General features: G+C 60.1%; 20 protein-coding genes. 7 read left to right on the top strand and 13 right to left on the bottom strand.

Features of this window, described 5'->3' with window-relative positions:
- Window positions 1–4 precede the first annotated feature (4 nt).
- The 4 genes from ACWGZX_RS13375 to ACWGZX_RS13360 are packed head-to-tail and all read right to left on the bottom strand — an operon-like array spanning window position 5 to window position 8,207.
- Window positions 5–1,033 (bottom strand): hypothetical protein, encoded by a 1,029-nt coding sequence (locus tag ACWGZX_RS13375; protein ID WP_452628633.1) that lies wholly within the window; start codon window positions 1,031–1,033, stop codon window positions 5–7.
- Between the two features lie 3 nt (window positions 1,034–1,036).
- The gene (locus tag ACWGZX_RS13370; RefSeq protein ID WP_452628632.1) at window positions 1,037–3,748 is read right to left on the bottom strand and encodes a putative virulence factor; all 2,712 of its coding nucleotides are present in this window, start codon (window positions 3,746–3,748) and stop codon (window positions 1,037–1,039) included.
- Window positions 3,745–6,810, bottom strand: a complete 3,066-nt coding sequence (locus tag ACWGZX_RS13365; RefSeq protein ID WP_452628631.1) for a virulence factor SrfB — start codon at window positions 6,808–6,810, stop codon at window positions 3,745–3,747. Before ACWGZX_RS13365 ends, ACWGZX_RS13370 begins: the two co-directional genes overlap by 4 nt.
- 17 nt (window positions 6,811–6,827) lie before the next feature.
- Window positions 6,828–8,207 carry an SrfA family protein gene (locus tag ACWGZX_RS13360; RefSeq protein ID WP_452628630.1) on the bottom strand — a complete coding sequence of 460 codons (1,380 nt, stop codon included), beginning with the start codon at window positions 8,205–8,207 and terminating at the stop codon, window positions 6,828–6,830.
- A gap of 267 nt (window positions 8,208–8,474) precedes the next feature.
- Here ACWGZX_RS13360 and ACWGZX_RS13355 point away from each other — a divergent pair, with 267 nt between their 5' ends.
- Window positions 8,475–9,686 carry an aldose 1-epimerase family protein gene (locus ACWGZX_RS13355; RefSeq protein WP_452628629.1) on the top strand — a complete coding sequence of 404 codons (1,212 nt, stop codon included), beginning with the start codon at window positions 8,475–8,477 and terminating at the stop codon, window positions 9,684–9,686.
- A 6-nt stretch (window positions 9,687–9,692) separates the two neighbouring features.
- Here the strand turns inward: ACWGZX_RS13355 and ACWGZX_RS13350 are convergent, their stop codons facing one another.
- The gene (locus tag ACWGZX_RS13350; RefSeq protein WP_452628628.1) at window positions 9,693–11,186 is read right to left on the bottom strand and encodes a YifB family Mg chelatase-like AAA ATPase; all 1,494 of its coding nucleotides are present in this window, start codon (window positions 11,184–11,186) and stop codon (window positions 9,693–9,695) included.
- A 315-nt stretch (window positions 11,187–11,501) separates the two neighbouring features.
- Between ACWGZX_RS13350 and ACWGZX_RS13345 the strand changes: the two genes are divergently transcribed.
- Complete coding sequence (locus tag ACWGZX_RS13345) at window positions 11,502–11,825, top strand: HigA family addiction module antitoxin (protein ID WP_452628627.1); 324 nt, start codon at window positions 11,502–11,504, stop codon at window positions 11,823–11,825.
- On the opposite strand, the gene ACWGZX_RS13340 is transcribed toward ACWGZX_RS13345, so the two are convergent.
- Both ACWGZX_RS13340 and ACWGZX_RS13335 read right to left on the bottom strand, forming a co-directional pair.
- A complete protein-coding gene (locus ACWGZX_RS13340) occupies window positions 11,776–12,297 on the bottom strand; it encodes a BRO-N domain-containing protein (protein ID WP_452628626.1) in 522 nt (173 codons plus the stop codon). The genes ACWGZX_RS13345 and ACWGZX_RS13340 overlap by 50 nt on opposite strands.
- 450 nt (window positions 12,298–12,747) lie before the next feature.
- Window positions 12,748–13,008, bottom strand: coding sequence for an accessory factor UbiK family protein (locus ACWGZX_RS13335; RefSeq protein WP_452628625.1), 261 nt, complete (start codon window positions 13,006–13,008; stop codon window positions 12,748–12,750).
- Between the two features lie 421 nt (window positions 13,009–13,429).
- Between ACWGZX_RS13335 and glnK the strand changes: the two genes are divergently transcribed.
- The 4 genes from glnK to sutA all read left to right on the top strand — a co-directional run bounded on the left by glnK (window position 13,430) and on the right by sutA (window position 16,205).
- Window positions 13,430–13,768: a P-II family nitrogen regulator gene (glnK, locus tag ACWGZX_RS13330; protein WP_002555808.1), complete on the top strand. Its 339-nt coding sequence runs from the start codon at window positions 13,430–13,432 to the stop codon at window positions 13,766–13,768.
- Window positions 13,769–13,803: 35 nt separating this feature from the next.
- On the top strand, window positions 13,804–15,141 hold the full coding sequence (locus ACWGZX_RS13325; protein WP_452628624.1) for an ammonium transporter: 1,338 nt from the start codon (window positions 13,804–13,806) through the stop codon (window positions 15,139–15,141).
- Between the two features lie 213 nt (window positions 15,142–15,354).
- A complete protein-coding gene (locus ACWGZX_RS13320; protein WP_452628623.1) occupies window positions 15,355–15,780 on the top strand; it encodes a secondary thiamine-phosphate synthase enzyme YjbQ in 426 nt (141 codons plus the stop codon).
- Between the two features lie 101 nt (window positions 15,781–15,881).
- On the top strand, window positions 15,882–16,205 hold the full coding sequence (sutA, locus tag ACWGZX_RS13315; protein ID WP_452628622.1) for a transcriptional regulator SutA: 324 nt from the start codon (window positions 15,882–15,884) through the stop codon (window positions 16,203–16,205).
- A gap of 229 nt (window positions 16,206–16,434) precedes the next feature.
- On the opposite strand, the gene ACWGZX_RS13310 is transcribed toward sutA, so the two are convergent.
- The 6 genes from ACWGZX_RS13310 to lptM are packed head-to-tail and all read right to left on the bottom strand — an operon-like array spanning window position 16,435 to window position 21,054.
- Window positions 16,435–17,139, bottom strand: coding sequence for an HAD family hydrolase (locus tag ACWGZX_RS13310; protein WP_452628621.1), 705 nt, complete (start codon window positions 17,137–17,139; stop codon window positions 16,435–16,437).
- Window positions 17,136–18,035, bottom strand: a complete 900-nt coding sequence (gene xerC, locus ACWGZX_RS13305; RefSeq protein WP_452628620.1) for a tyrosine recombinase XerC — start codon at window positions 18,033–18,035, stop codon at window positions 17,136–17,138. The genes ACWGZX_RS13310 and xerC overlap by 4 nt, the downstream gene beginning before the upstream one ends.
- 2 nt (window positions 18,036–18,037) lie before the next feature.
- The gene (locus ACWGZX_RS13300; RefSeq protein WP_452628619.1) at window positions 18,038–18,763 is read right to left on the bottom strand and encodes a DUF484 family protein; all 726 of its coding nucleotides are present in this window, start codon (window positions 18,761–18,763) and stop codon (window positions 18,038–18,040) included.
- 13 nt (window positions 18,764–18,776) lie between these two features.
- A complete protein-coding gene (gene dapF, locus ACWGZX_RS13295; RefSeq protein WP_452628618.1) occupies window positions 18,777–19,607 on the bottom strand; it encodes a diaminopimelate epimerase in 831 nt (276 codons plus the stop codon).
- Between the two features lie 4 nt (window positions 19,608–19,611).
- Window positions 19,612–20,859: a diaminopimelate decarboxylase gene (gene lysA, locus ACWGZX_RS13290; RefSeq protein WP_007942375.1), complete on the bottom strand. Its 1,248-nt coding sequence runs from the start codon at window positions 20,857–20,859 to the stop codon at window positions 19,612–19,614.
- A gap of 9 nt (window positions 20,860–20,868) precedes the next feature.
- On the bottom strand, window positions 20,869–21,054 hold the full coding sequence (lptM, locus tag ACWGZX_RS13285; RefSeq protein WP_223517756.1) for an LPS translocon maturation chaperone LptM: 186 nt from the start codon (window positions 21,052–21,054) through the stop codon (window positions 20,869–20,871).
- 332 nt (window positions 21,055–21,386) lie between these two features.
- Here lptM and cyaY point away from each other — a divergent pair, with 332 nt between their 5' ends.
- Window positions 21,387–21,719: an iron donor protein CyaY gene (cyaY, locus tag ACWGZX_RS13280; protein ID WP_452628617.1), complete on the top strand. Its 333-nt coding sequence runs from the start codon at window positions 21,387–21,389 to the stop codon at window positions 21,717–21,719.
- Window position 21,720 lies beyond the last annotated feature (1 nt).

The following is a 21,720-nucleotide window of genomic DNA, read 5'->3' as shown; positions in this document are numbered from 1 at the left end:
CGCATCACTTCTGCAACTCCTCGAAACGCTGCTTGGCTTCGGCGTTGTTCGGGTCCTGGGTGAGGATGGTTTCATACCAGTAGGCGGCGGTGGCGTTGTCCGCGGCCGGGAAGCACTCGCTGGCCTTCAGGTATTTAGGGTCGTATTCGCGGGCATAGGCGTTGGCGATCAGCGCGTCACCGGCCTGGGCACGGTTGGCGTACAGACGCTGGGCGACGCCGCAGTGTTTGCCAGCCTTGGCCTGGTTGATGATCTCCAGCAACTTGGCACTGTCGGGCGCCGCCTTGATGCAGGTCTGGACGAAGGTCAACTCGGGCAGGCTGTTCATGCTGTCGAGGGTGCAGGCTTGAGCGTCGGCGTCGGCGCCGGCGGGTGCGGCGGCAGTGGCTGCAACCGCAGGGGCCGGGGTGCGTTTGTAGAACCAGAATCCGGCGCCCGCTGCCAGCAACAACACCACAATCAACAGACCGATCAGGCCTTTGTTGCTTTTCTTCACCGGTGCGGGAGGCGGCGTGTAGTCGGGCTCGGTGAGCACCGACTCCAACTCCACTTCTGGCTCGACGGTGGACAGGGTCAGTTCAGGTAGATCCGGGATCTCCGGGATCTCCGGTGCAGGTTCGCTCGGCGCCGTCAGTTCAGCGCCGCCGTAGGTCGAGCGCGTCTGGCCGCCGGCCGTGGACGGCAGCATGCCAACGCCTGGGCGAACCACGCCTTTATCGGCATGACCGTGGTTCTGTTCGCGCAGTTCGATCTGAAACTGCGAGTTGGCACCGCCTTCCAGCAGCGGGTCGACCACGTCCGGGCCGACCTGCGTTTCCAAAGCTTCGCCGTTGGCCGTGAGGTTGAAACGCGAGACCTTGAACCAGAATGGATTGTTGCTCCAGGCCTTGTGGTCCTGGAGGTAAAAACCGTCCTGGTTGCGCTGAATGGAAAACTCCAGCTGTTCCTCGCCACCCTGCCATTTCTTCACAGTGAGGCGGGCCTGGCCAGGCACATTGGGCTCTAACGCGAGCAGGTCGACACGAATTGGCATTGCTTATCTCGCTGCGAAGGCTGTGAGCACTTGGCCCAGCCGTTCGTTCTGTTCAGGGGTAATTTCACGTCCGGCACCATGGCCGGCATTGTCCTGCGTGATGTAGGCCAGGCCCGAGAGCCAGTCGCCTAGATACCGCTGCGCCTGATTTGCCGGTTGCGCCGGCAGCACGGGGACTTGTCCCGGGCTAATGTCGGTGTAGAACGAAAACAACGGCTCCTTGGCACCGGCGCGGCTGTTCGGACGCTCGCTCACCGGCTTCTGGAGGTAGCCGAACCAGGACACGAAATCGCGCAGCACACGTTGCACTTCCAGTACCTGGCGTTCGACCAGTTGATCGCGCCGCGCGCCACTTTGTGCACGCTTGAGGACGGCGCGGCTCAGTTGCCCCGGCAAGTCCTGGCGATAGCCGGCGGTGATCAGTTCATCGACCACCGCTTCCAGCAAGGCCTTTTCCAGCCCCAGCAGGTTGAGCAGGCTTTGCCGGGTGGTCAGTTCACGCAGGTGCGCGATCCAGGCCTTGAAGGCCGCTTTGGCAAAACGGTGCTCGTTGCTTTGCAGTTCGGGCGCAGGGGTGCCGGTTTTGCTGCTGACTGGCGCGTCGTGGCTCAGGTCGTCACTGAAATCGAAATCGAAACCGGCGTCGTTGCCATACAGGCTCTGGCTCGGTGTCGGGGCAGCCGGTTCGTCGTTCACGGCGGGCTCGTCATCGGTTTCGTACACGCCGCTGAGGTACAGGTCGCGCACCTCTTCACTCGGCATGTCGAGTTGATCGATCAATTCGCCAAGCACCGCAGGGCGACGGCCCAGGCCGGTCAAAATCATTTGCGCCTTGGCTTTCTTGGCGGCTGCGGCACCGTCGTCGTCGGCGTGGTACCAAGTGCTCAGGCCGTGAGTGGTCAGGCCTTCGAGGCACTCGCTCAATTGCTCGCGAATGCGCTGCAATTTGAATTCGATATTGGCCACGCCTTTGAAACTGCCACTGAAATGGCTGATACCACCGTCATCGTTGCGCAGCATTTCTGCCCAGGCGTTGGCCGGGTTCTTGATGTGTTTGCACACCAGGGCGTTGCTGGCGAAGCTGGTGCCTAGCGCGCTGACACGTTCCTGATAGATGGCATTGAGGCCGGTTTCCGCACCGGTCGCGTCCTGCCCGATGAACGCCGCGTCCATACGCGGTTTACGCACCAGATAGGTGTTCTGAAACGGTGTGCCGGCCCAGTCGTTCATCCAGCTCAGGCTGCCGAAGCGCTCCAGCATGGTCAGCTTGACCATGCCGTTCCAGCTCTCGTCGTACTGATCCGGTGTCAGGCTGAGGGAGTTGGTAATGCGCAAATCGAGCATGGTCAGCGCCCAGATCAGACCTGTGTCGCGCTTGCTGCGAGCGGCCGAGTCGGCGCCTTGGGTCTTTTCGATCCAGCGGGTCAGCACCGGGCCCACGTCGTTGACGTCGCTCTGCTTGGTCGAGCCTGTGCAGACCACCAGCGCGTTCATTTCCTGGTTGTCGGTGTAGCGTTCGAACAGGTAGGCGACCTTGCCGCGCAGGATCAGCTGGGAAACGGAGTTGTCCTTGGCGGTGGATTGCGGGTCGTTGGAATCGGCGATCTCGTGCAGTTTCTGGCGCCCGCGATAACCGGGGAAATCCAGCAGGTCGACCTGATTGACGATGTCATCCACCGGCGCTTCGATCAGGCGGAAGGTCATTTCGGCGGTCAGTGCCGCCAGTTGCGCGACCGCAATCGCCTGACTGTTTTGCAGGCGATCGCCAACCAGCGGTCGAACATCGATCGGCAAGTCCAGCGGGCTGCCGAAGCGTTCGAGGATGTCGACGTTCATGATGCTGTCGCGCTGGCTGTAGGTGTCGTTTTCGAAACTCACCAAGGCCTTCAACGGTGCGAACACGGTCTCGGGCAGACCCAGCTTGTGCAGCGCGCCGGCCAGTTGCTGGTACACGCGCGTCAACTCGCTTTGCTCGCCCCAGAGAATCGAAAACAGCTCGGCCCGTTCCTGGAAATTCAGGCGTGGCGCCAATTGCAACGCTTTGGGCCAGTACAGGTGCTCAAGCTTTTTCACCGAGTTGCGGAAGTTGTCGCGCAGGTAATCCCACAGCGACACCAGATCGTCGGCATTGACCCCCGTTTGCAGCGGGCCGGTTTCGCGGCCTTCGAACGGTTTGAGCACGCGCTGGATGCGCTCTTCGTCGATCTCGTAGGAAATCCGCTCAAGGTCGAAATCCTTGAACCAGGCGTTGGCGAGAATCTTCGCCAGCTCGATTTCCTTGAACAACGTAAGTTCTACCGGGAAGTCCTTGTCCTGACTTTCCGTTGCCCGACGGCTGAAGCGCGTCACCAGGCCGGTGGCTTCCTTGCCACCACCCACCGGGTTGATGTGCTTGATGAAGTCCAGGTGCTGGCCGCCGAAATCGGTTTCCAGCTTGCCGTTCTGACCGGCGGCGAGGGCCGAAATCAGGTAGGACTTGCCGGCCTGGGACAAGCCGAAAAAGCCAATTGTCATCGGCGTGCAGGCCACGCGACCGAGGCTTTGGGCCAGGTTGCGGGCGCGGTGCAGGCGGATGTTCAGGTTGTCGGCTTCGCTGTCCAGACGCGGCGCATTGCCGCGTGTCTGGCCAATCCAGTCCAGCGCCTGACCGGCGCCTTCATAAACAGCGGCCCAACTGGCAGAGAGCTGAGTTTGATCGGGGGTCAGGTCTTTCATTTGCGTTTCACACTTCCACTGTCGAGCCAGTACTTGGTCTCGCTCAGGCCGGCGTCGAGCATGGTGTTGAGTTCCAGCTCGAGGTCGCTGCGCGGGTTGAAGTTGACGTTGTTGCTGTTGGATTCGATGTCGCGTACCGATAGGCGGTCGCTGACCAGATCCTGCTTGCGCGTGTATTTGTCCGCCGGTTTGACCTCGAACCGCACCTTGAGCAGCGGCGCGCTGCCGTTTTCACCGATTGCCCGGGAAAACTTCTCCCGACCCGACTTGGTGAACCGCAAAGTGTACAGCGGCGAGGCGGCCCAGCGGTCAGTGGCCAACTGGCGGAAACCGAGGCGCAGATCGCCGCGCATTTCCAGCTGCGGCGTGTCGGCGGCGTCGCCAACGCCAATTTCAGGCAGCTTGATTTTGTAGTCTTCGGACTGGATGTCGCGGTACAGCACGTCAGCATCCTTGATCACGTTGTTCAGGTCGATGACGCCGATGTTCTTGACTGTCGAATACGGCTTGAGCGCCGATGCCCGGAAGTAGAAGTTCGGCACGCTGTGGTTGGCGCACAACAGGCAGAGCATGGCGCCGACCGATGCGGTGCTTTTCGGGTCGTCGATCCGGCCGTTCTTGTGAAACGGATACCAGCCGCCGGTGCGGTAGTTTTGCAGCGCCAGAATGCGCCCCGGTGGCAGCGGCAACACCTTGCGAATGAACGCCTGGATGCCGGGCAGGCGCGAAGGGCGGCCGGTCAGCAGCAAGACATCGCACGGGTACTGCGCGACCACTTCACACAGCGCACCAAGGATCTTGGTGATGTTGATCTGGTCGTTGAGGAACGCGGCGTGGAGCTTTTGCAGGTCGAAGCTGATCGGCGCGGCATACAGGTCGAAACCACTCTGACTGCCGACATCGCGACGCACGGCGGCGTTGACGTAGTCGAGCACGGTCTTGCTGATCGCGTTGTCACCGAGCAATTGGCGGTAGCTTTGCGGGGTGACTTCTTGTGGGACCTGCGGATCGTAATGCTCGTACGCCTTGAGCAGCGCCAGGCCCAGCGGGGCGAACACCTGGAGGTTCAATTGCTGACGCAGGATCATGTCCTGGGCGCTGACCGATTCATCGCCACACAGCCGTGACATCAGCGAATCCGGGGCTTTCACGCCGGCGTTCTGCAAGGCTTTTTCGAAACTCGGCAGGATGAAGTCCTGAATCACGTCCAGCAGGATGTCGTCGCCGGCCACTTTGAAGCCATCGCGAAAACGCTGTTCGGGCACGATGTGCACATTGCTGCCGCTGCCGGTATTACCCGCGCGGTCGAGGCGATAGTCGGTGATCACCAGGTCGGTGGTGCCGCCGCCGATGTCGATGGTCGCGAGGGTGATGCGTTGGCGGTCGGTCTTGTCCGGCCGGGCGATGGTGTCAAAAAACTCCTCCGGATGACCGGCGAAGTTCTCGTTGACCTCGGTGTACAGGTACACCAACTGGCCGCAGGACGCTTCGTCCCATTCCACGCGGATACTCGGGATCGGCGTGCGCGGGCTGACGGCCTGATCCTGATGTGGATCTTCTTCGCCGGCATGCCAGCCGAGGCTTTTCCACACCAGGCCGATGGCTTGCAGCATGCGTTCGTTGAGGATGCTGCGCTCGGCCTGCGGCATGCCCGGCGGCACGGTCAGGGTAATGCTGTTGAGCTGGCGCGGCACGCGGGTGTGCCCCTGACGCGAGCGTTGGGCCGGGCTGTTGATTTGCGACAGCGCCTGGGCCAGCACTTCGGCGAGCATGAAGGTCATTAGCGAGCTGCGTGAATAACGCGGCATGAACACCGGCAGACGATCGTCTTCCTCGAGACTGTATAGCGCCTCGCCGGTTTCGTTGATCAGATGCGAGAACGGCGCAGCGGTGGCGTACGGCTCGTTATCGGTCTTGATGTATGAGCAGTTGAAGCGCCAGCCGTGGCCATAGGCGTTTTCGTCCCACAGATAGCGTTTCGGGCTGGACAGGCCAGTGGAGCCTTCGGTGCCGCGACGACGGCTGGCCAGGCGGCTGGCCTCATTGCCGACACGGGCAATCGTCGCCCATTGGAACGCATCGTGACGGCCGCTCTTGACTGAGCAGTGGTCCTTGCCGAAATACGCTTGGGCGAATTCCACGCGGCTTTCGAACGGCAAGTTGTAGGTGTGTTCGGGGGTGATCAGGTCGCGCAGTTCCAGCACGTAGTTCTGCTTCAGCCCGGAGCCGGCCTGACCGTGGTTTTCGATCAGGATGCCGCAGGTGCGCGAGTTGCCGACGTCCAGCACCAGGTCCACCGGAATCGGTTTGACCAGGCCATTGCTGTCGTTGGCGACCACTTTCAGCTCGGGGATTTCAACTTTCGCCCGGGCTGTCGATTGTTGGGCCGCCGACGGTTTGCTCAACAGGCTGAGCAAGTTGAGGTAGTGCGCCAGGTGATAGTTGGCGCGGATATCGATGTCCAGTTCTGCGCGCGAACGGTGGGCATTGCCCTCGTTGAACACTTCCAGCAGCCACTCGTTGACCCATGGCTGCGCCAGGAACCAGCGAGTTTCGCTGGCCTTGGTCGCCAGTTTGAAAGACACGCCGGAGCTGATGTCTTCTTCGTTTGGCGCCAGGTAAGCAGTGCCGTCACGCTTGGGCATCACACGGCTGTCGAACGCCATCGTCAGGCGGTGGGTGTTGCCGTCGATGTCGGGTGTCGCCAGTTTCACCAGACGCATGCGCGACCAGTTGGTCGGGCCTTCATCGAAGCGATGTGGCGGCATGAAGCGGAAAAACGGGGTCGGCAGCCAGATACCGTCGAGCAAATCGAGGCTGCTTTTCATGTCGACGCTGAACGCAGGTTTGGCCTTTTCGACCTTTTCCGGTTCGGGCTCGTAGAAAAAGAAGTCTTTCTCTTCGTTGTACGCCAGGCGGCAGATCAGCCCACTGATCATCGGTGCGAACTCGCCCGCCGGTTCCTTGCGGGGATCCAGGCGCAGGGCGAAATCCATGAACTGGATGCCGGTGTCGCTGACCAGCGTGACGGTGTCTTCGAATTGTGTGACTTCAGGCAACATGTCAGGTTATTCCGTTTTTATTCGCCCACGTGCCGCATGGACATGGGGAATTGATCTTTTCCGTAACCGCCGGTGCAGTCCGCGACCGTGGTCGCCCCTTTGCGGCAGTTGATCTTGGGCATGTCGTAAGTGCTGCCGTCGCCGCAAACGGCCTGGCCCTGGCTGTCGATGGCCAGGCTGCCACCCTTCATAGTAGCGCTCACCGGCCCGCTACATTTCGAGCCGTCGGCCTGGTGTACGGTGACTTGGCCCTTACCGTCCTTGAGCTGGTATTCCAGACGCAGCGGTTTGCCGGTCCGGCGGTCCTGAATCCCGGCGCCTGCGCTGTACTGACCATCGAGAAACTTGGCGGCACCGTCGGCGGCGTCTGGCGGGATGCTCAAGGGAGGGCCGGGTTTTGCGGCGGCGGATTTTTCTGCTTCGGGCGATGTGACATCCGGCGGCGCGGTTTTGTTTTCGGGTGGAACGGTTTTGTTTTCGGCTGCCGGGTCTTTGGCTGCGTCTTTGGCAAGGTCATTGGCCAGGTCGGCTGGCGCTGCATCAGCCTCGTTGCCCTCGACGTCCGGCGCTTCCACACCCTGTGTTCCGGTCACTGCAGTGTCGGCGCCGGTGCCGTTGGTGGTACCTACGACAGTGCCGGTCACGGGGACGCCATTGAGCGTCGTGACATTGCCGGTCCGTGGTGGCTCTTCCAATGGTTTCTCCACCGGCACGACGCCCTTAGGCAGCAGGTCTACCGCCACCAACGGAATCGGGACGCAACCGCGCAGGCCGAGCAACAGCCACAAAAGTAGCAGCAGGAGCGGCAGCAACAACAGCCACCACCAGCGCCGCCACCACGGACGAGCAACCACCGGCACGACGGGCGCAACAACAGGCGCTTCGACCACGGGTGGCAGCGGCGGAACCTGATAGAGGCAGTGCAGGGGATCGCGATTGAGGTCGGTACCTGCGTGCTCGAAACCCCAAAAGGTCAGCACCGGTTTGCCTTGCACCAGGTACACGAAGTTTTCGTCAGGGATATGAATGACGCGCTTGAGCAACTTGCCGAACACGGCTTTGTCGCCTTGCTGCTGTTCGCCGGAATCAGTACCCAGGAAACGCTGGCTCAATTCTTCGAGCGCGGTCTTCAGGGCTTCAAGCTGGCGGCGGGCAGGGGCGCGTTCTTCTTCAGTCGCGCTGCTCCACGGAATCACATCGCCGTCGAGGGCGCTGTACCAATCGATCTGGTTGCCGAGCTCATCGCTTTGAGGGATGGCCAGATGATCGACCAAATCGGGGTTCTTGCGACGAATGGCTTCGCGCAATTGCAGGGCTGCCCGGTAGACCGGTTGACCTGTTTCGCCGAGGGCAGTGAATGACCCGCTCTTACCGCTGCGTAATAGTGCCCCGCGCATTCAAACTCCATACGATCCGTTGCGCAAAAATGACAGACAAATGTGTCTGTGCTTGCTCCTGCATTTAGCGGGCGACCTTAATGTCATCATGATATCGCCGTCAATCTGCAGGAGGTTCAAACGTTATGAGACTAACGTAAGCGTGCGGAGGTTGCATAAGGTCAATTTTAATTGGCTTGGGAAGGTTCGGGTGTAAGCTTTTTTAAGCTTGCTGAATCGTTTCATCAGCGCTATAAAAAATGCACAACTCCAAGAAAGGCTTTCCCCATGACCCCGTTCAAACTCCTCGTCGCCCTTGGCGCGCTGTCCGCCTCCCACGCCATGGCTTGGGATTACGTCCTGCTCGACAGCGACAAAGCCGCGCAAAACTGGCAGATCACCAGCCAGCAACTCGGTGTGAAAACCGACCAACCCTTCTCCGTGACCCTTCGTACCTTGCACGGCGGTCGGCAAGAGGGCGTCAGCATCGTCGACATCGATAACGGCACGATGAAACTCTCGGTGGTGCCGACTCGCGGGATGAACGTCCTGCAGGCGTCGGTCGGTAATGTGCGCATGGGCTGGGATTCGCCGGTCAAGGACGTGGTCAATCCGTCCTTCATTGAGCTCAACGGTCGTGGCGGCCTGGGCTGGCTGGAAGGCTTCAACGAGCTCGTCACTCGCTGCGGCTACGAATGGGTCGGCCATCCCGGCATGGACAACGGCGAACTGCTGACCCTGCATGGCCGCGCCGCCAACATCCCGGCCAGCAAAGTTACCCTGCATATAGATGAAAAACCGCCTTACGCGATCAGCCTGCGTGGCGAACTCAAAGAGCAGGCGTTCAAGAAAGTCGATTTCTCGGTGATGACTGAACTGGTCACTGAGCCCGGAAGCGTCGCGTTTGCCCTCAATGACACCCTGACCAACAACGGTGATTATCCGAAGGAGTACCAGGCGCTTTACCACAGTAACTTCAGTACGCCGTTCCTTGAGCAGGGCGCCCGATTTGTGGCGCCGGTCAAACAGGTGTCGCCGTTCAACGACAAGGCCAAAGGGGATCTGGCGGATTGGCAGACCTATCGCGCGCCGACCAAGGACTATGACGAAACGGTTTACAACGTTGTGCCTTATGGCGATGCCAAGGGTGACACGTTGACCGTGCTGCATAACAAGTCGGGGAGCCTTGGGGTGTCGGTTGGGTTTAATACTCAGCAGTTGCCCGTATTTTCGCTGTGGAAGAACACCGATACGCAAGGGCAGGGATATGTGACCGGGTTGGAGCCGGGGACGAGTTTTTCCTATAACCGTCGTTATCAGCGGCCGATCGGTTTGGTGCCGACGATTGGGGCTAAAGAGCAGAAGCAGTTTCAGATCAAGTACAGCTTGCTGGCGGATAAGGGGGCTGTGGATAAGGCGTTGCATCGGGTGACCGAGATTCAGGGCGCTCGGGAAACCGAGGTACGACAAACACCGTTAGTTGATCTCTCCAAGGAGTAGCTCTGGTCAGTTTGTGCTCGGCCGATACTGCAGCGCCTCAGCTAGGTGTTCGCGGTTGATGTTATCGACTTGCTCGAGGTCCGCCAATGTGCGCGCGACTTTAAGCAGTCGATGGGCCGCTCGCAGCGACAAGGTCAATCGCTCACACGCCGTTTCCAGCCAGGTCTCGTCGGTTGTGGATAACTTGCAGTGCTTGCGCAGGCCCGGAAGATCAAGGAAGGCGTTCGCGCAGCCCTGGCGTTTTTGTTGTCGCTCTCGTGCGTCGGCAACCAGTACTGCGGCGGTGGCGGTGTCGTCACCGGGTTTTAGCGCAGGGTTCAACGCCGTGGCTTCCCGAGCGACGGTCAGGTGCAGGTCGATTCGGTCCAGCAACGGCCCCGACAGTTTGTTGCGGTAACGCTGGACCATGTCCGGTGTGCAACTGCATTTGCCGCTAGGTTCGCCAAGATATCCACAGGGGCACGGGTTCATCGCGGCTACTAATTGAAAGCGGGCCGGAAACCTCACTCGATCTTTGGCGCGGGAAATCACGATGTGGCCGGATTCCAGCGGCTCCCTCAAAACCTCCAACACCTTGCGATCGAATTCCGGGAGTTCATCGAGGAATAGAACGCCATGATGGGCGAGGGTTATTTCGCCGGGTTGCGGTTTCGAGCCGCCGCCCACCAGCGCCGGCCCGGAAGCGGAGTGGTGGGGTTGGCGGAACGGTCGTTGTGGCCAGTGGCTCAATGGCACACAACTGGTAACGGATTGAATGGCTGCGACTTCCAGTGCTTCATTTTCGGCCAAAGGTGGAAGCAGTCCCGGTAAACGACTCGCCAAAAGTGTTTTCCCCGTCCCCGGTGGTCCGCTGAACAGAAGGTTATGGGCCCCCGCCGCCGCAATCAGCAAAGCGCGCTTGGCCGAGAGTTGGCCCTGCACTTCATTCAAATCGGGATAGGGTTTGCTGGCGTAAAGCAAGCCGTTGGAAACGTAGGGTTCGACCGGTGTGTGTCCATTAAAGTGCGCGACCGCTTCCAGCAAATGATCCACCGCGATCACCTTAAGCCCTGAGGCAAGGCATGCCTCTTCAGCATTGGCCCGCGGCACCATTAGCGATCGCCCGGCCTTGCGCGCTGCCAACGCCGCCGGTAACACCCCACGCACCGCCCGTACGGCACCCGATAGAGCCAACTCCCCCAGGCATTCCACATCATCCAGCGTCAACGACGGCACCTGCACGCTGGCGGACAGAATCCCCAAGGCAATCGCCAGATCAAATCGTCCGCCGTCCTTCGGCAAATCTGCCGGGGCGAGATTCAGCGTGATGCGCCGCGCAGGGAATTGCAGACCTGAATTGATGATCGCGCTTCGAACCCGGTCTTTGCTTTCCTTCACCGCCGCTTCCGGCAAACCGACCATGGTCAGCGAGGGCAAACCGTTGGCCAGATGGACTTCGACGGTGACGGCAGGCGCATCCACGCCAATCTGGGCGCGGCTGTGGACGATGGAGAGGGACATGGTCGTTCCTTGAGCTTACGGGGACCGCTTCCTGCGGGTTTTTTAAGGGTAGTCGGGGCGTCTTGATTGAGCGTGGCTGAAGAAGAGGGAAATATTCGCAGGATGTTGCTGGGGCGCACGATCTGTAGCAGCAGGCTGCGCCAGCTGCTACCCAAGCTGCGTGGGGGAAGGTATTGGGTGCAACCCGCTGCTGAAGCAGGTTTTTGTAGGACCTTGCCGAGATAGTTGAAGGACCTCGGCGAAAGGGCGCTGGGGCTCTTGTGTGTGAGAAGGAGCTGCTTATGCTCACCGCAAATTAAGTTCTCGGGAGGGGAAATGAACACTAGTGGAATGCGGCCGATTCATCCCGGCGAAATCCTTGAAATGGAGTTTCTTGAACCGTTGGGTACTGCGGTGGCTGATCTTCAGGTCCGGTTGTGTATGTCCGAGGTTGAAGTGCGTGAGCTGGTTGCGCAGAACGTAGATGTCAGCCCTGATCTGGCCAAGAAGCTTTCCATCCATCTGAACACCACGCCCGAATTCTGGCTAAGTCTGCAATCGACCTACGATGCGCGGATCGCGAAGCCGGCCGTGATTGAACTTCGGGTACTCAAAACGCTTGGAGCACTCTCGAAGCACGCTTCCACCACGGCTCGTTAACCGCACGTAGTGGTCGTTCCTGGTTAGGCAGCATTTGCGGAACATCCTGCAGCCGAATCCACGGCTGGTTGTTCCAGTGCAACAAACTCAACGACATCTCCGGCCAGTTCAACAGGCTCAAAATCGGGCGTTCGTTTGTGGTCGGTTGCTGTGCATCCCTGAGGGCGGGGACCACGTCGTGGGTCAGCCATTCGCGCAAGCCTCGGTATTCGGGGCAGTAGTGGTAGACCAATAGGGCGTAGACGCCGGATTCGCTGATCAGCAGGGTGTCTTCGATGACGCCGTGGATGAGGACTCGCGCGGACTGGTGTTGATCGGGGTCGAGCTTTCGGACGGCGCGTTCGTCAAGGAAAAGGCGGAGTAGCCGGCCAAGGTCGCGGGCGCTGAACCAGGGTTGGTTTTCTAGGAGGAGGGCGTGGAGGTGGAGTTTGTGGCGGGTGAAGACGTGGGGAACTAGATAGTTTTCGTTCATCGAGCAGTTCTCGGGATCAAATGAAGAAAACTGCCTCTGATCGTCGCCAAACGAAAAGGGTGGCAGCCATGCGCGGGTTGGCGAACCGGTGACACCCGAGAACCGGCAGACCCGAAGGTCTCCCACGCATAGCCGCCATAATTCGAGATGGGAATAAATTCCTCGGTCGAATGTGGTCGCGTTGCGTCGGGGTCTTCCGGGTCGCCAAACCCAGAGCTGAATATTCAGCTGAGAAGGAGCTTAGGTACCTGGGCTGCACGACGCTATCGGACGGCGGTGGTGATCTTTGTAGGACGTTGCCGAGATGGTGGCGAGGCGGAAGATCGCAGCCTACGGCAGCTCCTACAGCGTTGGTCTTTCCAGTGTGGGATGCCTGGTAGACCGAGGCGACCCCATTCGCGGGCAAGCCCGCTCCTACAGGGGATCGCATTTTACAAAGGAATGGGTGCGTTACTCGGCAGGTGGAGTCAGCTTCGCTTCCAGCTCCGCCACCTTCGCCTCAAGACTCTCCAACCGTGCCCGGGTGCGTGCGAGCACGACCATCTGGCTATCAAACTCTTCCCGGCTCACCAGGTCGAGCTTGCTGAAGCCGCTCTGCAACAGCGCCTTGAACTGGCTTTCGATTTCGCTTTTCGGCAGCGGGGTTTCGCCGCTGAAGAGGCGGGAGGCGGTGCCCGTCAGGGCGTCTAGGAAGTCTTTGGGCGCGAGCATGGGAAAGGTCCTGGAAACATTGGCGGGCAGTGTATCACGCAGTGTCTATAGTCAATTCCGGTAGCCAGCCAGCGCACGTTTTTCGCGCATGCGGACGGACGGCAGCGCACTGTTGTTGTGCGTTAGTTCTCGGGTAATTCAGGGCGGTGGCTTGTGGTATTGGCCAAGAGATTGAATTTAATGGGTTTTGTCGAGATGGCAAGCTTTCTGCTTAGTGACTATCAACCCATGCACTGATGCAGTCGCTGTGTCGAATGCAGTGCGCCAGGCGAAACGGGGGGAAGTGTTTCGTACAGGGTGGTTAGCTGGAGTCGGACGGGCATTCAAGGCCGACGATGCGTTACAAAGCCAGGCACTGCGCTTAGACTTGAGACGGGTTTGTTTTCCTGGGGCAAGTCCACCAATTCGGGAGAGAGTTTTCATGAAGCTAGTCACTGCCATCATCAAGCCGTTCAAACTGGACGACGTGCGCGAGTCGCTGTCCGAGATCGGCGTGCAGGGCATTACTGTTACTGAAGTCAAAGGCTTCGGTCGGCAGAAGGGTCACACCGAGCTGTATCGCGGCGCGGAATACGTGGTCGATTTTCTGCCTAAGGTGAAGATCGATGTCGCCATTGACGACAAGGATCTGGATCGGGTTATCGAGGCGATAACCAAGGCGGCCAACACCGGCAAGATCGGTGACGGCAAGATCTTCGTGGTCAATCTGGAACAGGCGATTCGCATCCGTACCGGCGAAACCGATACCGACGCAATCTAAGCCGCCACAAACCCAACGCCCCAGGAGAAAACAATATGACTCTGCGTAAATTCGCAGGGCTAGGAGCCCTGTTGTCCCTCGTAATGCCCGGCTTGGCTATGGCGGCAGACGAAGTGGCGGCCCCAGTCCTAAACTCCGGCGATACCGCCTGGATGATGACCTCGACAGCCCTTGTGCTGTTCATGACTATTCCTGGCCTCGCGCTGTTCTACGGCGGCATGGTGCGGTCCAAAAACATTCTTTCCGTGATGATGCAGTGCTTCGCCATTACTGGTCTGATCAGCGTCCTGTGGGTCATTTATGGCTACAGCATCGCGTTCGACACGACTGGCATGGAGCAGGGCGTCGTCAACTTCAATTCGTTCGTCGGCGGCATGGGCAAGGCATTCCTCGCCGGCGTCACGCCATCGAGCCTGACCGGTCCTGCGGCGCTGTTCCCTGAGGCGGTGTTCATCACCTTCCAGATGACCTTCGCCATCATCACCCCTGCGCTGATCGTCGGTGCCTTCGCCGAGCGGATGAAGTTCTCCGCCATGCTGATCTTCATGGGTGTGTGGTTCACCCTGGTTTACGCACCGATTGCACACATGGTCTGGTCCGGTAACGGCGGTCTGTTGTGGGACTGGGGCGTGCTCGACTTCGCCGGCGGCACCGTGGTGCACATCAACGCCGGTGTGGCCGGACTGGTTGCCTGCCTGGTACTGGGCAAGCGCAAAGGCTTCCCGACCACCCCGATGGCTCCGCACAACCTCGGTTACACCCTGATGGGCGCCGCGATGTTGTGGGTCGGCTGGTTCGGCTTCAACGCCGGCTCCGCTGCTGCGGCCAACGGCACGGCCGGCATGGCGATGCTGGTGACCCAGATCGCAACCGGCGCTGCGGCATTGGGCTGGATGTTCGCCGAGTGGATCACTCATGGCAAACCGAGCGCATTGGGTATCGCCTCGGGTGTTGTTGCCGGTCTGGTAGCAATCACTCCCGCTGCTGGCACCGTGGGCCCGATGGGCGCGCTGGTCATCGGCCTGGCGGCCGGCGTGGTGTGCTTCTTCTGTGCCACGACGCTGAAGCGCAAACTCGGTTATGACGATTCCCTGGACGCGTTCGGTGTACACGGTATCGGCGGTATCCTCGGCGCGATCCTGACCGGCGTGTTCGCTGCGCCATCCCTGGGTGGCTTCGGCACCGTCACCGACATTGCCGCACAAGTCTGGATTCAGTGCAAAGGCGTGGGCTTCACGGTGATCTACACCGCGATCGTCACCTTCATCATTCTCAAGGTCCTGGACGCCGTCATGGGCCTGCGGATCACGGAAGAAGAAGAGGCTGTCGGCATCGACCTGGCACTTCATAACGAGCGCGGCTACAACTTGTAAGACGCGCATAAAAAACTTGCCCGGCTTGCCGGGCATTTTTTTGTCTGGTGTTTGTCAGTGAAGGAACTGCTGAAAGGTTTTTTCGTACACGTTCAGGGGCGTTTACGACGGGCGTTTTTCTGCGGCCAATGGCTTACATCACTGAAGGAATATTAGGGCCTTTGTTTTTTCCCAGAGCGCGCTAGAATGCGCCCCGAAGGTGCGGAGAACTCTATGTGGCAACAGACTCTGATTACCCTGCGGGCTCGGCCCCGGGGCTTTCATCTGGTAACGGACGAGTTACTCGCCGGCTTGCCTGAACTCAAGGCGTGTCGGGTCGGTCTGTTGCATTTGTGGCTGCAGCATACCTCGGCGTCGTTGACCATCAACGAGAACGCCGATCCGGCGGTACGTCGCGACTTCGAACGATTTTTCAATCGTCTGATCCCACAAGGAACAGACGGCTATGAGCATAACGACGAAGGCCTGGACGACCTCCCTGCGCACTTCAAGGCCAGCGTGCTTGGCTGTCAGCTCAGTTTGCCGATCTCGGCAGGCCGACTGGCGCTGGGGACCTGGCAAGGTGTTTATCTGGGCGAGCACCGTGATTTTGGCGGTGCCCGTAAAGTCCTCGCCACCCTACACGGTGAAGAGGCATGAACCGCTGGTCACCGGCGGTTATTGAATTTTTCCGGCGACTGTCGACAGACGGTGAAGCTGGGCTATAACTAATCTGCTTTTCGCAAGTCATGAGGTAGAACATGAGCGACGATGATCTGGAAAACGACGACCTCGAAGTAGGCGACGACGACGAAACCGAAGAAGGTCTGGAAGCAGCGGCCGAAGACGTCGCTGAAGACGATGGTGGTGAAGCGCCTGTTCCGACCACCAAAGGCAAAGCCAAGGCTGCGGTGTCGGTCGATGAGCTGCCGAGCGTTGAAGCCAAGAACAAGGAACGCGATGCACTCGCGCGGGCCATGGAAGAGTTTTTGGCCAAAGGCGGCAAGGTGCAGGAAGTGGAGGCCAATGTGGTCGCCGACCCTCCCAAGAAGCCTGATAACAAGTACGGCAGCCGGCCTATCTAAGCGTCTGCCCTTGCTTGCTGAAAAAGCCCGCCGTCGCTGCGGGCTTTTTCATGGTCGGAACAAAAGCCTTGGGGCCTGACGCAACCCTGTAGGAGCTGAGCTTGCTCCGGGCGGCGTTCCGACGATTGCGGTGTGCCAGTCGATATAAATTCTGAATGTCATGCCCCCATCGTCGGAACGCCGCCCGGAGCAAGCTCGGCTCCTACAAGGGCGGTGTGTGAATTCAAGGTCAGTGCTGGGAATTCCAGAGGGCCAACAACGCCGGCAATTCGGTCAGGCTGCGAATCTCCGCGTCAGGCAGGCGATCAGCTTCCCACAACTTGCCTTGCGGGTTAAACCAGACCGCCCGCAAGCCTGCCTGCTGCGCCCCGGCAATGTCATCGCCCGGATGATCGCCGATGTGCACGGCCGTTTCCGCCGTCGCCCCACCCCGTTGCAACGCCTCATGAAACAAGCGTGCGTCCGGTTTGGCGATGCCGATATCTTCGGCGCACAGCGCAAACTTGAAGTAATCCGCCAGCCCTAACCGGCGTACATCGGCGTTGCCGTTGGTGATCACGCCCAAGGCGTAGTGCTTGGCCAGTGTTATCAGGGTCGGCTCGACTTCGGGGAACACTTCGATCTGATGCCGCGCATGCAAAAACACTTCAAAGCTTTTTTCGGCGAGTTCGGTTGCCTGGCCGTGGTCGTAACCGGCCTCTTCCAGCGCATGGAACAACACCCGACGGCGCAATGCGCTGATGCGATGCTTGAGCCCCGGCTCGTTGCTCAGGATCCGCTCCCGAATGGCCCACAAATGCTCTACAGGCACGCCCCCAAGGTTCGGCGCATGCTCGGTCAGCCATTCACGCAGTACGGCTTCGGCGCTGAGGATCACCGGGGCGGTGTCCCACAGGGTGTCGTCGAGGTCGAAGGTGATCAATTGGATGGTCATGAGTCATCGCCTTTAATGCGTTTGGCCCGTGGATGGGCGCTGTCGTAAACCGTGGCCAGGTGCTGGAAGTCCAGGTGGGTGTAGATCTGGGTGGTCTTGATGTCTGAGTGGCCGAGCAATTCCTGCACCGCGCGCAAGTCTTGCGAGGATTCCAGCAAGTGGCTGGCAAAGGAGTGTCGTAGCATGTGCGGGTGCAGATTTTGCCCCAGCTCACGCTCGCCAGCGGCTTTGACCCGAACCTGAATGGCTCGTGGGCCGAGGCGCCGGCCTTGCTGGCTGACGAATACAGCGTCGTCAGCCGGGTTGGTCATGGCCCGCAGCGGCAACCACAGTTCCAGCGCTTCGCGCGCTTTTTTGCCGACCGGCAACAGACGGGTTTTGCTGCCCTTGCCCAGCACTTGAACCATGCCGTCGGCCAGATCCAGCTGATCCAGATTGAGCCCGGTCAGTTCTGAAAGGCGCAGGCCAGAGGAGTAGAACAACTCCAGAATCGCCTGATCCCGCCGCGCCAGGAAATCATCCTCGACCGCGCCTTCCAGCAGTTGCAATGCGCGGTCGGTGTCGAGGGTTTTCGGCAGGCGGCGCTCACCCTTGGGCGGCGCCAGGCCATTGGCCGGGTCGTGGTCGCAAAGGCCTTCGCGATTCAGATAGTGATAAAGCCCGCGCACCGCTGATAGCAGTCGCGCCAGGCTGCGGGATGATTGACCTTGTGAATGCAGGCGGGCTATCAGGCTGCGCAGGCGCTGGATGTCCAGAGCGGCCCAGCTGTCGATGTTCTGTTTGGCGCACCAGCCCAGCACCTTGTCGAGGTCGCGGCGGTAGGCGTACAGCGTGTGAGGCGACACCTGTCGCTCACTGCGCAGGTGTTCGCAGTAAGCGTCCAGTTGCCGTTCCATGCTCAGCGTACCGAGCGCAGGGAGCTGTTGACCCGTGGCAGCACGCGGCCCATGACTTCGGCGATGTAACTCAGGAACAGGGTGCCGACCGAGCTTTTGTAGTGCTGCGGATCACGGCTGGCGATGGCCAGGATGCCGTGAATACCTTGGTGGCTGATCACGACGACGGCGGTGGAGCCGATTTGCTTGCGCTGTTCTTCGCCGAACAGGAAGTCCAGTTCGTGTTCACGCAGGCTGCCGCTGACGCTTTTGTCTTCCGTAAGCAAGCCGCCGATGGCCGTTTGCGCTTCGGCGTGAGTGACCCAGCGACCCACCGGCATCGGGTTGTCACCCAGCAGAATCAGGCTGACAAAGGGCACCTGAAAGTCCTGGCGCAAGCTGTCTTCGACGCTGATCACCACGTCTTCCAGGCTGGTGGCGTCCATCAGCGCGAGAATAAGGCGGCGGGTCTTATCGAAAAGTCGGTCGTTGTCGCGGGCCACGTCCATCAGGTGCGAGAGGCGATGACGCAGCTCGATGTTGCGGTCGCGCAGGATGGTCATCTGGCGTTCGACCAGCGAAACGGTATCGCCGCGTCGGTGTGGAATGCGCATGGCCGGAAGCAGTTCTTCGTGATCGACGAAGAAATCCGGATGAGCCTCCAGGTACGCGGCAATCGCCGCCGCCTCAAGGCTTTCGGACGGGGGCTCGTCGGGCTGCAGGGCGGGAACCTGGGGCTTGTCGGTCATGGATTTCGCTCACTCAAAGACGCACTTGTCCTTCATATACGCGTACTGCCGGGCCGGTCATCATGACCGGTTGGCCAGGGCCTGCCCACTCAATGGACAAGCGCCCGCCAGGCAGGTCGATCAATAGCGGCGAATCCATCCACCCCTGGCTGATCGCGGCCACTGCGGCTGCGCAGGCACCGGTTCCGCAGGCCTGGGTTTCCCCGGCACCACGTTCCCAGACGCGCAACTGCGCACGGCTCCGGTCGATGACCTGGAGAAAACCGACGTTGACCCGCGCCGGGAAGCGCGAGTGGTGTTCGATTTTCGGACCCAGTTCATGCACCGGCGCATTGTTGATGTCGCTGACCCGCAGCACGGCATGGGGGTTGCCCATGGACACGGCGGCCAGTTCGACCGGGGTGCCATCGACGTCAACCGGATAGCTCAGTGCCTGTTCCGGGGCAACAAACGGAATGTCGGCTGGCACCAGGCGCGGTGCGCCCATGTTGACGCTGATCTGGCCGTCGCTACGCACATCGAGTTCGATAATGCCGCTTTTGGTTTCGACGCGTATCTGCCGTTTTGCGGTCAGGCGTTTGTCGAGTACGAAGCGGGCGAAACAGCGCGCACCGTTGCCGCACTGTTCCACTTCGGAGCCGTCGGAATTGAAGATCCGATAACGGAAATCCACGTCCGGGTTGCTCGGCGCTTCGACGATCAGCAGCTGGTCAAAACCGATGCCAGTGTGCCGGTCGCCCCATTGCTTGGCGTGCTTGGGCAGAATATGCGCGTGCTGGCTGACCAGGTCGAGGACCATGAAGTCATTGCCCAGGCCGTGCATCTTGGTAAAACGCAGCAGCATGGGGTTACTCCGGCAGCAGGCTTTCGCCAGCAAACAACTCGGCTACCGTCTCACGGCGACGCACTTCAACTGCCTGATCACCGTCCACCAACACTTCAGCGGCGCGGCCGCGGGTGTTGTAGTTGGAACTCATGACAAACCCATAGGCGCCGGCCGAATGCACGGCCAGCAGGTCGCCTTCTTCCAGGGCCAGCTGACGGTCCTTGGCCAGGAAGTCGCCGGTTTCGCAGATAGGGCCGACGATGTCGTAGGCACGCGCCGCCGTATCACGCGGGCGCACAGCGGTGACGTCCATCCAGGCCTGATACAGCGCCGGACGGATCAAGTCATTCATGGCCGCATCGACGATGGCGAAGTCTTTGTGTTCGGTGTGCTTGAGGTATTCGACTTGCGTCAGCAGCACGCCGGCGTTGGCCACGATGAAGCGGCCCGGTTCGAACACCAGCGCCAGATCACGACCATCGAGACGCTCGCGCACAGCCTTGATGTAGTCGCCAGCCAATGGCGGCTCTTCATCGCGGTAACGCACACCCAAGCCTCCACCGAGATCGATGTGGCGCAGGTAAATGCCGCAATCGCCGAGGCGGTCGACCAGGCCCAGCAGGCGGTCGAGGGCATCGATGAACGGGGGCAAGGTGGTCAGTTGCGAACCGATGTGGCAATCGACACCGAGGATTTCCAGGTTCGGCAGCTGCGCGGCACGGACGTACACGTCTTCCGCGTCAGCAATGGCGATGCCGAACTTGTTCTCTTTGAGACCGGTGGAAATGTACGGGTGCGTGCCGGCATCAACGTCCGGGTTCACGCGTAGCGAGATCGGTGCGCGAACGCCCAGCTCGGCGGCAACCACTTGCAGGCGTTCCAGCTCATCGGTGGATTCGACGTTAAAGCAGTGCACGCCGACTTCCAGGGCGCGACGCATGTCGTCACGGGTCTTGCCGACACCGGAGAACACAATCTTGTCAGCGCTGCCGCCAGCGGCCAGAACACGCTCCAGCTCGCCACGGGAAACGATGTCAAAACCGGCGCCCAATCGCGCCAGGACATTCAGCACACCCAGGTTGGAGTTGGCCTTGACTGCAAAGCAAACCAGATGCGGCATGCCGGCCAGTGCATCGGCGTATGCCAGATACTGAGCTTCGATGTGCGCGCGGGAGTAGACGTAGGTCGGTGTGCCGAAACGTTCGGCGATGGCAGACAGGGCCACACCTTCCGCGAACAGCTCACCGCCACGGTAATTAAAAGCGTCCATGTCGTTCCCTTATTGGTAGACGTCGTGCTTGTGTGCTTTGGATGCAGGCTGCTGCTGCGACGACTTGGCCTGCTCGACAGGGTCCAGGTTTTCGTCTGGCAAATACAGCGGGCCTTTTTGACCACAGGCCGATAATAAGCAGGCAAAAGCGACGAGCGAAGCGAGCGCAGCAAAGGACGAGATCAGGCGCTTCATGGCGAAATCCTTGAAAATGCGTTAATTGCGCCGGAGTATACCGGCCACCCGACAGCTTGCCTATGCGATGGGGCTCCCGTCCGGCGGGGCTTCGCACGATGCTGGTCAGCCATGCACAATCCCTGTAGGAGCGGGCTTGCCCGCGAAAGCGATAGTTCAGTCAACAAAGATATTGAATGTGCCGGTCTTTTCGCGGGCAAGTCGGGTTGCCGCATCGCCGCTCCTACAGGTGTACCTATATCGACGCTGGGTCGTTATCCTTTGCAATCACCGGGGCTCGCCCGTATCTTGCGGCGCTTGAGCGAGAACAGACACTTTTTGAGGTTGCCGCAATGAGTTTGACCGAAGCCCGTTTCCACGATCTGGTCGATGCCACCCAGCAGATGCTGGAAGATATTTTCGACGACAGTGGCCTGGATATTGATCTGGAAAGCTCGGCCGGTGTGCTGACCGTGAAATTCGAAAACGGCAGCCAGTTGATCTTCAGTCGACAGGAACCGCTGCGTCAGCTGTGGCTGGCAGCTGTCTCCGGTGGTTTCCACTTCGACTATGACGAAGAGAGCGAGCGCTGGATGTGCGACAAGAGCGAAGAGCAGCTGGGCGAAATGCTCGAGCGCATCGTCAAGCAGCAAGCTGACGTCGAACTCGATTTCGAAGGTCTGTGAG

Source organism: Pseudomonas sp. CLCA07 (genome assembly GCF_053615335.1).
The sequence above is the reverse complement of the archived record's forward strand: the minus strand, read 5'-3'. Positions and strand labels throughout refer to the sequence as shown.